This is a genomic window from Pseudomonas sp. GT1P32 (assembly GCF_054897805.1).
This window is the reverse complement of sequence record NZ_CM142704.1, coordinates 363,123-377,342: the sequence shown is the minus strand read 5'-3', so window position 1 is coordinate 377,342 and position 14,220 is coordinate 363,123. Positions and strand designations below refer to the sequence as shown.

Annotated in this window: 14 protein-coding genes; 9 read left to right on the top strand and 5 right to left on the bottom strand. The window is 56.3% G+C overall.

Annotation, left to right across the window (positions count from 1 at the left end):
• Positions 1-34: 34 nt before the first annotated feature.
• From algG to ACYZUC_RS01770, 9 genes are all read left to right on the top strand, one after another.
• Positions 35-1,552, top strand: coding sequence for a mannuronan 5-epimerase AlgG (algG, locus tag ACYZUC_RS01810; RefSeq protein WP_008027184.1), 1,518 nt, complete (start codon positions 35-37; stop codon positions 1,550-1,552).
• An 11-nt stretch (positions 1,553-1,563) separates the two neighbouring features.
• Positions 1,564-2,961, top strand: a complete 1,398-nt coding sequence (locus tag ACYZUC_RS01805) for an alginate O-acetyltransferase AlgX-related protein (RefSeq protein WP_461993048.1) — start codon at positions 1,564-1,566, stop codon at positions 2,959-2,961.
• Positions 2,961-4,049, top strand: a complete 1,089-nt coding sequence (locus ACYZUC_RS01800) for a mannuronate-specific alginate lyase (RefSeq protein ID WP_461993046.1) — start codon at positions 2,961-2,963, stop codon at positions 4,047-4,049. Before ACYZUC_RS01805 ends, ACYZUC_RS01800 begins: the two co-directional genes overlap by 1 nt.
• 128 nt (positions 4,050-4,177) lie before the next feature.
• Positions 4,178-5,599 (top strand): mannose-1-phosphate guanylyltransferase/mannose-6-phosphate isomerase, encoded by a 1,422-nt coding sequence (locus tag ACYZUC_RS01795; RefSeq protein WP_461993044.1) that lies wholly within the window; start codon positions 4,178-4,180, stop codon positions 5,597-5,599.
• 107 nt (positions 5,600-5,706) lie between these two features.
• Positions 5,707-6,351 (top strand): CGNR zinc finger domain-containing protein, encoded by a 645-nt coding sequence (locus ACYZUC_RS01790; protein WP_461993042.1) that lies wholly within the window; start codon positions 5,707-5,709, stop codon positions 6,349-6,351.
• A 112-nt stretch (positions 6,352-6,463) separates the two neighbouring features.
• Positions 6,464-7,339 (top strand): alpha/beta fold hydrolase, encoded by an 876-nt coding sequence (locus ACYZUC_RS01785; RefSeq protein ID WP_461993040.1) that lies wholly within the window; start codon positions 6,464-6,466, stop codon positions 7,337-7,339.
• Positions 7,340-7,840: 501 nt separating this feature from the next.
• Positions 7,841-8,134, top strand: coding sequence for a fructose-bisphosphate aldolase (locus ACYZUC_RS01780; protein ID WP_461993038.1), 294 nt, complete (start codon positions 7,841-7,843; stop codon positions 8,132-8,134).
• Positions 8,135-8,474: 340 nt separating this feature from the next.
• Entirely contained in the window at positions 8,475-9,086 is a 612-nt protein-coding gene (locus tag ACYZUC_RS01775) for a hypothetical protein (RefSeq protein ID WP_461993037.1), read from the top strand.
• Positions 9,076-9,822, top strand: a complete 747-nt coding sequence (locus ACYZUC_RS01770; protein WP_461993035.1) for a hypothetical protein — start codon at positions 9,076-9,078, stop codon at positions 9,820-9,822. The genes ACYZUC_RS01775 and ACYZUC_RS01770 overlap by 11 nt, the downstream gene beginning before the upstream one ends.
• A gap of 194 nt (positions 9,823-10,016) precedes the next feature.
• Here ACYZUC_RS01770 and ACYZUC_RS01765 read toward each other — a convergent pair whose 3' ends face one another.
• The 5 genes from ACYZUC_RS01765 to ACYZUC_RS01745 form a co-directional block, all read right to left on the bottom strand.
• Positions 10,017-10,757, bottom strand: coding sequence for a hypothetical protein (locus ACYZUC_RS01765; protein ID WP_461993033.1), 741 nt, complete (start codon positions 10,755-10,757; stop codon positions 10,017-10,019).
• A complete protein-coding gene (locus ACYZUC_RS01760) occupies positions 10,754-11,038 on the bottom strand; it encodes a hypothetical protein (RefSeq protein ID WP_461993031.1) in 285 nt (94 codons plus the stop codon). The genes ACYZUC_RS01765 and ACYZUC_RS01760 overlap by 4 nt, the downstream gene beginning before the upstream one ends.
• 363 nt (positions 11,039-11,401) lie before the next feature.
• Positions 11,402-11,848 (bottom strand): NUDIX hydrolase, encoded by a 447-nt coding sequence (locus ACYZUC_RS01755; protein WP_461993029.1) that lies wholly within the window; start codon positions 11,846-11,848, stop codon positions 11,402-11,404.
• Positions 11,849-11,962: 114 nt separating this feature from the next.
• Complete coding sequence (locus ACYZUC_RS01750; protein ID WP_007946335.1) at positions 11,963-12,511, bottom strand: cupin domain-containing protein; 549 nt, start codon at positions 12,509-12,511, stop codon at positions 11,963-11,965.
• A 373-nt stretch (positions 12,512-12,884) separates the two neighbouring features.
• The gene (locus ACYZUC_RS01745) at positions 12,885-14,168 is read right to left on the bottom strand and encodes an NAD(P)/FAD-dependent oxidoreductase (RefSeq protein WP_008027204.1); all 1,284 of its coding nucleotides are present in this window, start codon (positions 14,166-14,168) and stop codon (positions 12,885-12,887) included.
• Between the last annotated feature and the right edge of the window lie 52 nt (positions 14,169-14,220).

The following is a 14,220-nucleotide window of genomic DNA, read 5'->3' as shown; positions in this document are numbered from 1 at the left end:
TCACAACCGGCTGCCTTTTGGATGAGTGAGACTTATGGACCGTGTCGTCAAGATAGGACTGATGCTCGCCGCAATGCTGTTGGTGCAGACGGCAGGTGCCAGTGCGGCAGGTGACCTCCTGATACCGCGCTACAGCATCAGCGAGGCTCCGGGAAAACCGTTGCTGATCAAGGAACCGAAAATGCCCGACCTGTCTGGCTATACCGCCGAGGCAGTCGCCGCGAAGATTGCCTACAAGCCCGCCGGCCGTGCCTTGATCCAGCCGATGCTCAAGGAGAACGCGCTCGACGAGTTCATCGGCGGCCAGGACCGCTTCAAGGAATGGGTGGTGCGCCAGAAGCAAATGCCCGTGGCGATCTTCATCGACCGTGGCTACATGAGCCTGACGCAACTGGCACGCAGCTTGCCGCAGACTGCCTTGCGCGAAACCGCGCCGGGGGTGTTTCTGGCGCGCTTGCCGATCGTCATTCGTCCCGGCGGGACGCTGCATATCGACAAGTCGGTCAAGGAATTGCGCTTGTCCCAGGACGGCGGTTCGTTCCTGGTCAACGACGGCAAACTGTTCATTACCGATACCAAGGTCAGCGCCTGGAGCGAGAAAGACGACAGCCCGGCCTGGTTCAAAAAAGAGGAAACGTTTCGCCCGTTCCTGATTTCCTGGGGCGGCACCGAGACCTACATCGTCAACAGCACCATCACCAGCTTCGGCTACACCGAGAGCAAGAGCTATGGGGTGAGTATTTCCCAGTACAGCCCGAGCATGGCGCCGAAGATGAAGCGCAAAAAACCGACCGGCTGGCTGATCAATTCGCAGTTCATCGACAACTATTTCGGCTTCTATTGCTACGAGGCCGACGACGTGGTGATTCTGCGCAACACCTATCGCGCAAACATCGTATATGGCATCGACCCGCACGACCGTTCGCGCCGGCTGATCATTGCCCATAACGATGTCTTCGACACCCACAAGAAGCACGGCATCATCCTCTCGCGCGAGGTCAACGACAGCTGGATCATCTACAACCGCACCTACAACAATCATCTGTCGGGCATCGTCCTGGACCGTTCCAGCGTCAATAACCTGCTGGCCTACAACGAAACCTACAAAAACCGCTCCGACGGCATCACCTTGTACGAGAGCGGCAATAACCTGATCTGGCGCAACCGCGCGGCGGACAATGACCGACACGGGATCCGCGTGCGCAACAGCACCGGCGTGCGCCTGTATGAAAACGAGCTGATGGCCAACGCCCTGACCGGGATCTATGGCCACACCAAGGATTTGCGTGGCACCGACCGCGATCTCAAGGAAGACCCTTACGAAGCCAAACTGTCGCTCACCGTGGTCGGCGGCAAGTTGATCGGCAACGGTTCCAGCCCCATCGCCGTGTTTTCACCCTCGCGCCTGGAACTCTATGACTTGACCTTTCTCGCGCCGCAGAAACAGGACGGCCTGGCCTTCACCGGTTTGCTGGGGGACGTTCAGGGCGACTTGATGGACATCCTCCTGCGCCGCCACGCCGCCGCGTTGATTCTGCCCGAGACACTGTGAGGAGCCTGCCGATGAACACCTTTCATGGATTTGCCGCGCTTGGCCTGCTGTCCATGTCGATGGGGGCACAGGCACAGCCGCAGTATTCGGCCGAGGCCTGCTGTCAGCTGTGCCCGCAAGCGGCGCAGGCAACCTATTACGAACCACCGGAACTGAAAAACTACGCGACGCTGGTGGAGGCCAAGGACCAGTGGCTGTTTCGCACCCGTAGCGATTTGCGCACTGACTTCGGCCTCGACGAGAGCGGCTACAAAGCCCTCAAGCGCCTGCGCGACGGGCTCGCCCAGCGCGGCGTCGAACTGGTGTTGGTGATGCCACCCAGTCGCGGCCTGCTGCACGCCGACCGCCTGACGCCGCTGGAACTGGCCAGCTTCGATCAGGCCAGGGCTAGGCAGAACTACCTGCAAACCCTGGACCGAGTGCGCGGCCTGGGCATTCTGGCACCCGACTTTGCCAACCTGCTGAGTTCGCCACAGCCCGCCGGGCAGCCCTTCTACTTCAAGGGCGATCACAACTGGACGCCCTATGGCGCCGACCGCAGTGCCCAATTGGTGGCCCAGACACTCAAGGGCAACGATGTGCTCAAGGCGTTGCCGCATCAGCTCTTCGCCAGCCAACCGGCCGGCCTGTTGGGGCGCTCGGGCACGCTGCAAAAAGCCGCCGCACAGATCTGCGGCAACGGCTATGCGGCGCAGTATGTGACCCGTTATCAAACCCGCGCCCAAGGCGATTCCAAGGGTCCGGCCAAGGTCGCATTGATCGGCACCAGCGCCAGCAGCGAGCTGTTCAACTTTCCCGGTTTCCTCGAACAATATCTGGAGACGCCGGTCCGCAACTTCAGCGTACCGGGCGGTGGCTACGATGATTCGTTGATCGCCTACCTGCTCGGCGACGACTTCCAGAACGCCCCGCCGGCGGTGCTGGTGTGGGAAACCGACAATCTCGACAGCCTTGGCAAACCCAGCTTCTACCGCCAGGCAATGGCGGCGCTGAGCGATGGCTGCGACAACCAGTCCCCGCTGCTCAAAAGCCAGGCGACCCTGCACAGCGGGCGCAATCAAGTGTTGTTCAACGGCAGTGGCGGCAACGTATATCCGATCAAGGGCAATCGTTATCAGGTCGACCTCAAGTTCGCGGATCCCGGCGTGCGTCTGTTGAACGCGACCCTGACCTACCTGAACGGTCGCCAGGAAAACCTCAGCTTGAGCCGTTCGCCGACGGTCAATACCCAGGGCCGATTCGCCTTCGAGCTGCGCGGCGACGGGGACTGGGGCGAACAGACGCTTCTTTCCATGGACGTGCAACCGCCGCCGGGAATGACCACCACAGGGCTTTCGACCCGACTGTGCGTCAAACCCGCCATCACGGCGGCACCGGCCCTGCGCACCGCGCAGACGGAGGAAAACTGATGCGCCCGGCACGCTGGGCCGCCATTGGCGTGGCCCTCATTCTGATGGGGTCGATCATGCAGGCGACCGCACAACTTCGCCCACCGCAGGGCTATTACGCGCCGGCCACAGAGAAAAAGGGCGACGCACAGAGCTGTCCGGCGACGCCCAAACCCTATACCGGCGACCTGTTGATCCCCAGCAAATACGAAGGCTCGGGCAAGGCCCGGGATCAGCTCAACGCAGAGTCCAACAAACGCTACAAAGAAATGTCCGGCGATATCAACGAACTGGAAAAAGGCGTCAACAAACAAGTCGCCGCCTACTTACGGGTCGGCCGCCCAGGTCATGTGGACTGCACGTTGAGCTGGCTGGGCGATTGGGCCAAGGCGCAGGCGCTGCTGAGTACCACCTACACCCACACCGGCAAATCGATGCGCAAATGGGCGCTGGGCAGTATTTCTTCGGCGTACCTGCGGCTCAAGTTTTCGCGCTCACAGCCATTGAAGGGCCGTGAAGCGCAGACCCGTCCCATCGAAGCCTGGATCGGCAAGCTCGCCGAACAGGTGGTGCGGGACTGGCGCGACCAACCGCTGGACCGTCTCAACAATCACCAGTATTGGGCAGCATGGTCCGTCATGGCGGCTTCGGTGGTGGTTGACCGGCGCGACCTGTTCGACTGGTCGGTCGCACAGTTTCGCATCGGCGCGTCCCAGGTCGATGCCGACGGGTACTTGCCCAACGAATTGGGCCGCGATACCCGCGCACTGGCTTACCATAACTACGCGATGGGGCCGCTGATGATGATCGCCTCCTTCGCCCAAGCCAACGGCGTCGATCTGCGCGAAGAAAACCACGGCGCCATGCGGCGTCTGGCGACGCGCGTGGAAGAAGGCATCAAGAATCCAGGTTTGTTTGAACGCAAGACCGGCCACAAGCAAGCACTCGAGGACCTCAACGAGGACGGCAAGTTTGCCTGGCTGGAACCGTACTGCGCCCTATACGACTGCTCGGCGGAAACCAACCGCTGGCGCCAATCGGTTGAACCGATGAAAAACTACCGCCTGGGCGGCGACATCACCCAGCTGTTTGCTGACCAGAAAGACTAGGTGCAACAGCCGGCACGCCCTGATTGCGGCCACATTGAATTGAGCTTGTGTTTCAAATAATGGAAGGCAGTCCTTCGCTGTTCGAAGCGCCTTCATATCGAACGATGAAGGTGCGGGAGGAAAGAAAAATGATTCCAGTCATTCTGTCCGGGGGCAGTGGTTCCCGGTTGTGGCCATTGTCACGCAAGTTGTATCCCAAACAATTCCTGAGCCTGGCCGGCGAAGGATCACTCTTTCAGCAAACCCTGCAGCGCCTGGCGTTCAACGGTATCGGCAAACCGATCGTGGTGTGTAATCAGGAGCATCGCTTTCTCGTCAACGAACAACTTGCCGCCATCGGCTGCAAGCCGCAGGCGATCCTGCTCGAACCCTTCGGCCGCAACACCGCACCGGCGGTGGCGCTGGCAGCCCTAAAGCTGATTGCCGAAGGCCGCGATGAGCTCATGTTGGTCCTTCCGGCCGACCATGTGATCAGCGACGTCCCCGCCTTGCGCGCCACACTGGAACACGCAGAGGAAGAGGCGCTCAAAGGCAATCTGGTGTTGTTCGGCATTCCGGCGACACGTCCGGAAACCGGCTTCGGCTACATCAAGGCCGACTGCAGCGATGCTGGCGCCCATGCCTTCAAGGTCGAGCAATTCATCGAAAAACCCGACCAGCAAACCGCCGCCGAATTTGTCCGCTCCGGCGAATACTTTTGGAACAGCGGCATGTTCCTGTTCCGTGCCAGCCGCTACCTCGAAGAGCTGCGCACTCACGAACCGGACATGTACGACACCTGCGTGATGGCCCTGGAACGTAGCCCCAGCAACGAAGGCGTGACCAGCATCGATCGCGTCACCTTCGAATGCTGCCCGGACAACTCCATCGACTACGCGGTGATGGAACGCACCAGCCGCGCCTGGGTCGTCCCGCTCAGCGCCGGCTGGAGTGACGTCGGTTGCTGGTCTTCGCTGTGGGATGTGCACGAAAAGGACGCCGACGACAATGTGCTCAAGGGCGACGTCGTCAGCTTCAACAGCCGCAGTTGCTTCGTCCATGGCAGCAGCAAACTGGTGACCCTGCTCGGGGTGGAAAACCTCGTCGTGATAGAAACCGAAGATGCACTGATGGTCGCGCACCGCGACACCGTGCAGGACGTGAAAAAACTGGTGAACGCGCTCGACGCCCAAAATCGTTCGGAAACCCAGAACAACTGCGCGGTGTATCGCCCCTGGGGCAGCTACCACTCGGTGGACAACGGCATCCGCCACCAGGTCAAGCACATCACCGTCAAACCGGGTGCGCAATTGTCCCTGCAAATGCACCACCACCGCGCCGAACACTGGATCGTGGTCTCGGGCACAGCCCAGGTAACGTGCAATGAAAAGGTCTTCCTGCTGACGGAAAACCAGTCCACCTACATTCCGATTGCTTCGGTGCATCGGTTGGCCAACCCCGGGAAAATTCCGTTGGAGGTGATTGAGGTGCAGTCCGGGAGCTATTTGGGTGAGGACGATATTGAGCGGTTGGAGGATGTTTATGGGAGGAATCAGCAGGTCAAGAATTGAGCCCATTCAGTAACCCCACCGGACATTATGAAGAGGTTATCAATCGAATAGTAACTTGTCGAATGCATTTTGAGTGGTTACGCTGAGCCTTATCAATCCAGGCTTTAGTGGACACCCTCATGAACAGCACTCCCCGTGGACCGGCCCTCTTCGTCGCCGACGCCGCCGCTCTCGATTTCCTGAACTCGATAGCAACGCCGGTCGATGAACCCGTCGACTGGATCGACGACGGCAACGGCTGGCTTGACTGGCTGAAACAATCGGGCTGGGTGGAAGACGAGATACTGCAACGGCTTCAGGCACAAGCGATGCCTGGCGAGCTGGAAACCGTCGCAGCGCAGGCACGGTCATTGCGCGAATGGTTTCGCGGCTTTGTCCTGAAATACAAAGGTAAACCGCTTGAAGCCTCGGCCCTGACAGAGCTAGAGGCCTTGAATCGCCTTCTCGAACGGGACGAAAAGTACACCCAGATCACGCTGCAGGACGGCGAAACACCCAAGCTCGCCTGGGAAACGAAACGCCGCTGGCGCAGCCCTGATTCCCTCCTGCTGCCACTGGGCGAAGTGCTCGCGCAGTTCGTCAGCGAGGAAGATTTCACCAACGTGAAATGTTGCGAAGGACCGAGCTGCACCCTGATGTTCGTCGACCACACCCGTGGCAGAAAACGCCGCTGGTGCAGCATGGCGGTCTGCGGCAACCGAGCGAAAGCAGCGGCCCACCGCGAACGGCAAAAGAAAGTCATCGATGCTTGAGGGCGAAAAACAATAACCTATCAAAATCATTTTGACAGGTTACTTTGTTCGTGCCAGATTTAATCTCGAAAACCGGCTTGATCTCATCCATGCGGTTACGAGGCCAATCATCATGACCAGCACCACTGCACCCATCCGCTACACATTTGCCGACGTCGACGGCGTCCGCGTCTTCTACCGGGAAGCAGGAGAACCGGCCAAGCCGACCCTCCTTCTGCTCCATGGCTTTCCCAGCTCATCCCACCAATTCCGCCAACTCATCCCGTTGCTGTCGGCACACTTCCACATCATCGCCCCGGACCTGCCCGGGTTTGGATTCACCGAAGTGCCTGCCGAGCGCAAATACGCGTACACCTTCGACGCGCTGGCAGAAACGCTGGGGCATTTCGTCGAGACCCTGGGACTGAAACGCTACGCGATGTACGTCTTCGATTACGGCGCACCGACCGGCCTGAGACTGGCAGTCAAATACCCCGAAAGAATGACCGCGCTGATCTCGCAAAACGGCAACGCGTATCTGGAAGGACTGGGCGATGCCTGGGCACCGATCAAAGCCTACTGGGCAGAACCGTCGGCTGAGAATCGCCAGGTCATCGCCGACGCAGTCCTGCACCTGGAAGGCACGCGCTGGCAATACGAACACGGCGTCAGCACGCCAGAGCTCATCGCTCCCGAGTCCTACACCCTCGACGCACTGCTATTGGAGAGGCCGGGCAACAAGGACATCCAGCTCGACCTGTTCCTGGACTACGCGAACAACCTCAAACGCTACCCGGACTTTCAGCGCTTCTTCCGTGAGACCCAACTGCCGACCCTGGCCATCTGGGGCCAGAACGACCCCTTCTTCATCCCGCCTGGCGCAGAAGCCTTCAAACGCGACAACCCCAATGCCGTAGTCGAACTGCTCGACACCGGACACTTCGCCCTGGAAACGCACGTCGACTACATTGCGAAGCGAATCATCGAAGTGATCGGTCACGCCGCATAAAGCAATCACAGGCGGACGCAACAATGCGCCCGCCTACACCGCCCCCCTGTAGGAGTGAGACCGGCTTGCCGGCGATGAGGCCCTAACATTCAACACCAACATTCACTGTCACACCTTTCAGCCCACCCGATTTCACAAACCTGACATCCGAAAAACGCGTAGGAATTCACCTTTTGTAACGAGGGAGTTTATTCCCAATAAGCAGCGAATCGCCCCCAAAACCTGCCCCCGATTTCCCAAGGCACTCCATACCGCCCGGATTACCGCGAAAGCCCCGTAAACAGTGGCATTAAGCCTTGTCGCAACAAACACCAAAGCGTCCTACAGCCCGGTTGTGAGCGCCAAAATCGCAGCTTATAGTTTCCCCCGTCGCTGCCATTGTCGGTGACCGGGATTCGCAGCCCAAAAGAGAAGACACCGAAGACCGCCAGACCCGCGCAGCCGACCCCCGTCGGCAAACGAGTAATGGCGATTGTGATTCATCTTTCTAGGACTACATCCATGTCGACCCAACATCCACCCCGCCGCTTCACCCCCATGTCCCAATTCGCCACCGACTACCCCGTACTAGTCATCGACAGCCACGCCCCAATCCGCGAACTGCACAACGTCGTCAGCGAACGCCTGAACGCCGTCCTCCCCTACCTCCAGCTCATGGGCTGCACCAGCCTCCCCGACTACGCCGAAAACGACATCAACACCGTCGCCAACATCGCCCGGATTTTGCTCCAGGACGTGAGTGATGTTTTTCGAGTCATAGAGCAGCGTGGATTTGAGGCACCCAAGGGTCACTGACCCGCTTTGAACCGCAGCAACACTCGTCGCTGCGGTAATTTCTCACTTGAACACAAGCCGTAATGGTCGCTTGCTTTTCAGTGAAAGTTTTTAAGGGGGCGTCGCAGATTGCTATCGGATAGAAGTATTGAAAAGAGGACAGGTTCATTTATTCAAACATATCTGTCTATTTTTTTGCCATATCAACAAGTTAACAGATAATTTTTGCTTTAAATTTCCACTTACCGTGCCTGGGTAACCGCATTTTTCAGACCCTGGAGCCCTCCCTCCCCAACACTACTCCCTGGCTAGACAAACCCTCTGCTTTGCAATAACTTGCGACTACGGTACTGGCAAATTGATGCTGGTCGACGTATCTACAGCATTGGGGAAATACATGGACGGTCGCAGCAGATTCAAATTTTCAGCGGCAGAAAGGACTATAGAGATAGAAGGATCTGAGGCTTTCGTGAGCCAGCAAATTGCCGAAATGAGAGAGGTGATATCTTTCTTTATCACTCAGGAACCTACCCCTTCCAGTTCGCAACCGATGGTTACGGTTACCGACGTCAAGACTACCGAAACCATAACTGCCTCCATCAGCCAAATCAGTGAGCGTCAGCCCCTTGGCATAGAAGCGTTCCCTAACACCTTCGACTCTCTAGATGGAGCAGTGAAACTCATCGCCGAGATCCCTGGCGATAGCAAAAAAACATCAACCAGAAATGCCGCCCTGATGTACGGATATGCCTGCAGCCTCCAAGGGAGGGATACCTACCCCAGTGATGAAGTGCGCGATATTTGCTTAAATCATGGCTTCCTCGATAACGCCAATTTCTCAAAGTCATTTGACGACAAAAAGCTATTTATCATTGGAGGTGTAAGAGGTGGTAAGAAAACACTAAAACTCACAATGGCCGGTAAAAAACTTGCTCTACAGCTCATAGAAGAAATTGAAGCAAATGCCAATTAAGGAGTTACTAAAGCGAGAGCACCCAGAGATACTAGTCGAGCATTTATACAACTCCTACAAAGAAATAGAAAGAAACTATCAACTTGCCAACTGGAAAACAAGTGAATTAGATGCCGGGCATTTTGTAGAAACTGCCTTGCGGATTATTGAGCAAAAATTACTGGGCACTCATACCCCCCTCTCAACAAGCTTTGGTTCATTTAGTCAAAATACTCTGGCTAAATTTGAAAACGCACTAGGTCACGAGTCATACCGCATACTCGTCCCCCGCACACTTTATAGTGTGTACTGCATACGAAACAAGCGCGGAGTAGGACACATCGGGGAAATATCCCCCAACCAACTTGATGCAACTTATATTTTACATTCCACAAAATGGGTTTTAGCCGAGTTTGTACGCCTAGCTTCCTCGCTATCACCCGACGAAGCAAACACCCTCATCCATCAAGTAATAGAGCGCAAAGTTGATACCATCTGGGACGATGGTGAAACATTCATGATTTTAAAAACCAAAATCAGGGCACAAGACAAAATATTATTAGTTCTTTATAAAAAAGACAACTTAGCCGATTTGGAGGTACAAAAAACAATAGAATATAAAAACACATCGACCTTTAGAAAAATCCTAACCACACTGAAAAAAGAACGACTTATCGACTACACCTTAGACAAACGCTGCAAGCTTTCCCCCTTGGGTAGTAAAAGAGCTGAAGAAATTCTCTCATCAAATGCATAATAAACAAGGGAAACGCACAAAATTAAGAACCATTAGAGTTCGACAATGAGGTGCAAAAACAGAAAACCTGAATAAAAATTGACATATCTACTCTTTAAATTCTGGCTAAGCTGCTGTTGACCCTATAACCGCCAAAATCAGCGAGCAACTACGGATGGTCAATTTGTGCCAATAGTATAGACGCAGCCGCAAAGCTAAGTGAGTTTGTCGAGGACGTATTGTTTGAACCAAGCTGGCTGGGTATCCGAGACTATATCTATATCTTCCCCTTCTGTTATCTCAGCAATTTGGGCAAAGCTGGAATCGCCATCTTGAGAGTTATCAAAGATGTAAGCCCGATTAGACACCAAAATAGCATCAGACAAATTTTCCAGAGATCGCTTATAGCGGGACCGGATCTTGTCCAGCGGAACATCGTGGCCACCAATCGAGGCACGATAAGCAACCCGAGCCACATTGATTTCAGCATCTGCCGTAGCTACGTAATAAACATACACCCGGTATCCGGCCAACCGCGCTTGCTGCAGCAACTCTATCTTGCTGACATCTGACATTACGGTTTCGAAGGTGAAGCTCGCGAGCTCCTGGATAAGTGACACACGGATGAAATCCGAAAGCACTGAGGCAATGTACGAATCAATCTGCCGTGAAGGAAAAACAAGCATACTGTCTTCAATGAACAGATCTTCGATCTTTGCCAGGGACTTAGGTTGCTTAGCGAGGAACCCGCTAGCGCGTAGAAAAGAGACCGCTCGTTCAACATAGGTCTGAAGCTTGAACTGTGCGAAATCGAACGCACCAGCCTCACGAATACCTAGCTCAACGGCATCCGGATTGATGTAGTTTACGAGCAGATGAGCGGGGACTTTCGAATTGAACGTGCTTTTTCCACTGCCATTCGGCCCCGCGAAAATCCTGACCCTAGGTGTACTCAAGCTTGCAACTGAGGAACGAGTTCCCCCTGCCGAGTCTTTTTGACCTTCAGTCGAGTGCCGGCCTTGATCGTCCCGTAGGTCTCGACCGAGCGAAGTACCACAGTCCCGGCGCTAGAGACTTTCACCAAATTCCCCTCGCGAACCACAAGCACGGCCTCCCCTTTTGAAAGCGCAACATTGTAGGCATCTCTGAATGCTTTGGCTGCAATCGAAGGTATCGCGGACTCCTGGGCGACTATTTGCGCCTCAGTCTTGGGCTGCTTTTCTCTCTTTCGAGACATATCTGACTCCGGATCACGCCTAGTACATTAAGCCAACAATTATCATACATCCTGACGAGCGTCGAGCGCTGAGCTGCTTCTGACCAAGCAGGTTCCAAAGTCATTCTTGAGAGGATGTTTCGCAGCTCATCTCGGGGAGTTTTTGGACCGCGCGACCATTCGAGAATCAGTTAGTAGCCCCGGCTCCACTCACGCAGGGCCCACAAGGAGTGTGACCGCTATCTGCCGTCCCGCTATCCACCCCTTTAAGAAGCAAGTCAGCATCTGGATCCGCATCTGTGGCTTCAGGTGCGGGTTCGCGAGAAGCGGACAGGCGGTTGTGGTTCCCGGTTGCGTACCCACAAACCAGTTCAGTAAGAGTTTTCAGCCCAGCAGTCCGACTGTCTTGAGCAACTTGTACAATCCATCAGGCACCAACGGCGCTTCATCAGTAAACCTCGCTAAAGGAAGCCACTTCGCAACGAAGGCCGCACCATCGCTTTCTTGAGCATTCAAGTACGACAACTCATAGACACTGGCATCCACAAACTTCGCGTCGTACACCTGCACGATTTCGTGCCCTGGTGTGCCGTTATACGTAAAGAGGCTTTCAAGCGTGCCGAGCAAGCGAACATCGGTGATGGGTAAACCGAGCTCTTCCTGTACTTCTCGTACAACGGCTTGGGCACTGGTTTCGCCGAATTCGATACCGCCACCGATTGGGCGGAAGAATGGCTTTTCAGTGATGGGGTCGCGGGCTTCGTTGACCAGTATCTTGCCATCGTGATGGAAGATGCAGAGTGCGAGGGGGCGGATGCGGGGTGTGGTCATGATGTGAAGTCCATTTACTTTGAAAATTCCTGAAGCAGCTGCTTCCATTCGGCATGGGTGTTGGTCGCGGACGCAACCTTGGCAGCTGCTACAGGTTGGCGTCCGCTTTTGATATCAGAAGTTGGCCGGAGTGTTGGCGCTGATGATTTCCGCCTCATCCTGGCCGATGTTGCGGAACTTGTGCGGCAAGGTTGTCGGGAAGTAATAGCCGTCCCCCGCATTGAGCACACTGATTTGCCCATCAACCGTCAGCTCAACAGTGCCACGAGTCACAAGCCCACACTCCTCGCCTTCCGAGTGCACAATTGGCTCTTCCCCCGAACTCGCCCCAGGCGCGTATTGCTCGCGCAGCAAGCGCATCTGCCGGCTCGGCACTGAAGCGCCAATCAGCAACAACCGCAGCCCATGACGCCCGAGATCCGGCTGTTCATTGGCACGGAAAACGTATTGATGTTCACGCGGCGGCTGATCAAAGGTAAAGAAGTCCGCCAAGGACATGGGGATGCCTTCGAGCAGTTTTTTCAGGGAGCTGACGGAGGGACTGACGCGATTCTGTTCGATCAGGGAGATGGTGGCATTGGTGACGCCGCTACGCCGGGCCAGCTCGCGCTGGGACAGTTTGTAGCTTTCGCGTACTAATTTGAGTCGTGAGCCCGTGTCCATGACAGCCTTATGCGAGAAAAACTTAAGGGTTATGGGGGTGGATGGCGGGCGACTTTTGGCCGCGAAAGTACCGCTTCCCTGTCCCGTAATTGTGAAAGGCGGGTATTAAATCACGTTTGGGGGTGTTGCTGTAGGCGCATGGTTATTGGTGATGGTGGTGGGTCAGTTGGCATTGATGGGGAACCGGATGGCGTCATCGCGAGCAGGCTCGCTCCCACAGTTTTTGACCTCTGCTGCACGTACATTTTGTGCCTGCCATGGATCCAATGTAGGAGCAGAGCTTGCTCGCGAAGGCGGTGTGTCAGGTGGCATCGATGTCGGATGTGCCGCCGTCTTCGCGAGCAAGCTCTGCTCCTACAAGGGTTGTGTTGGGTTAGATGCCGAAGCGGTCGCGAAGCGCGTAGTACGCGGCGCCCATGGCGGTGAGCGGGGCCTGGAAGGTGCGGCCGCCGATCATTGGCATGTGCGGCAAGGATGCGAAGGCATCGAAGCGTTCAGCGTCGCCGCGGATCATTTCCGAGATCAGTTTGCCGGCCAGGTGCGAGCAGGTGACGCCGTGGCCGCTGTAGCCCTGCATGTAGTAGGCGTTTTTCTCGATGCGACCGAATTGCGGCATGCGCGACATGGTCAGCAGGAAGTTGCCGGTCCAGCGGTAGTCGATCTTCACGTCCTTCAGTTGTGGGAAGGTCTTGAGGATTTTCGGTTTGATCAGTTGCTCGATGTCATCCGGCTCGCGCGCGCCGTAGACCACGCCGCCGCCGTACAGTAGGCGGTTGTCAGCGGTGAGGCGGTAGTAGTCGAGCAGGTAGTTGCAGTCTTCGACGCAGTAGTTGTTTTTGATCAGGCTGCGCGCAACCTTTTCCGACAACGGCTCGGTGACGACGATTTGCGAGCCGCACGGCATGCTTTTGGCGGTCACGCGATTGTCGAGGCCCTGCGGCAGGTAGGCGTTGCCGGCGATCAACAGGTATTTGGCGCGGACCACACCTTTGGCGGTGCGCACGGTGATCGGTTCGCCGTAGGTGATTTCCACCGCCGCCGATTGTTCGTAGATTTTGCCGCCCAGGCCGATGATGGCCGAGGCTTCGCCGAGTGCCAGGTTCAGCGGGTGGATGTGGCCGCCCTGCATGTCGAGCAAGCCGCCGACGTAGTTGTCGCTGCCGACTTCGCGCTTGATGTCCGCGGCATCGAGCATTTTCAGGTTCTTGTTGCCGTAGCGTTCCCAGCTGCTCTTCTGCTCGGCCAGGCCTTTGAGCTGCTTTTTGTTCAGCGCAGCGAAGATGCCGCCCGGCTTATAGTCGCACTGGATGTCGTAGTGTTGTATGCGCTGACGAATGATGTCGGCGCCTTCGAAGATCATGCTGCCGAGGACTTCAGCGGTTCTGTCGCCGTAGCGCTCTTCGATGACATCGACGTCGCGACTGTAGGAGTTGACCAGTTGGCCGCCATTGCGACCGCTGGCGCCGAAACCGACTTTGGCGGCTTCGAGTACGGTCACGCTGTAGCCGGCTTCGGCGAGGAACAGGGCCGAGGACAAACCGGTGTAGCCGGCGCCGATGATGCAGACGTCGCAATCCACCGCTTGTTCCAGCACCGGGAAGTCGCCGGTGAAGTTGCGGGTTGCGGCGTAGTAGCTGTTTACATGAGTCTGTTTCATAGGTTTCTCCGATGGCCGCTGGCATGTGCCGGCGGCCGCCGTTGTAGAAGTA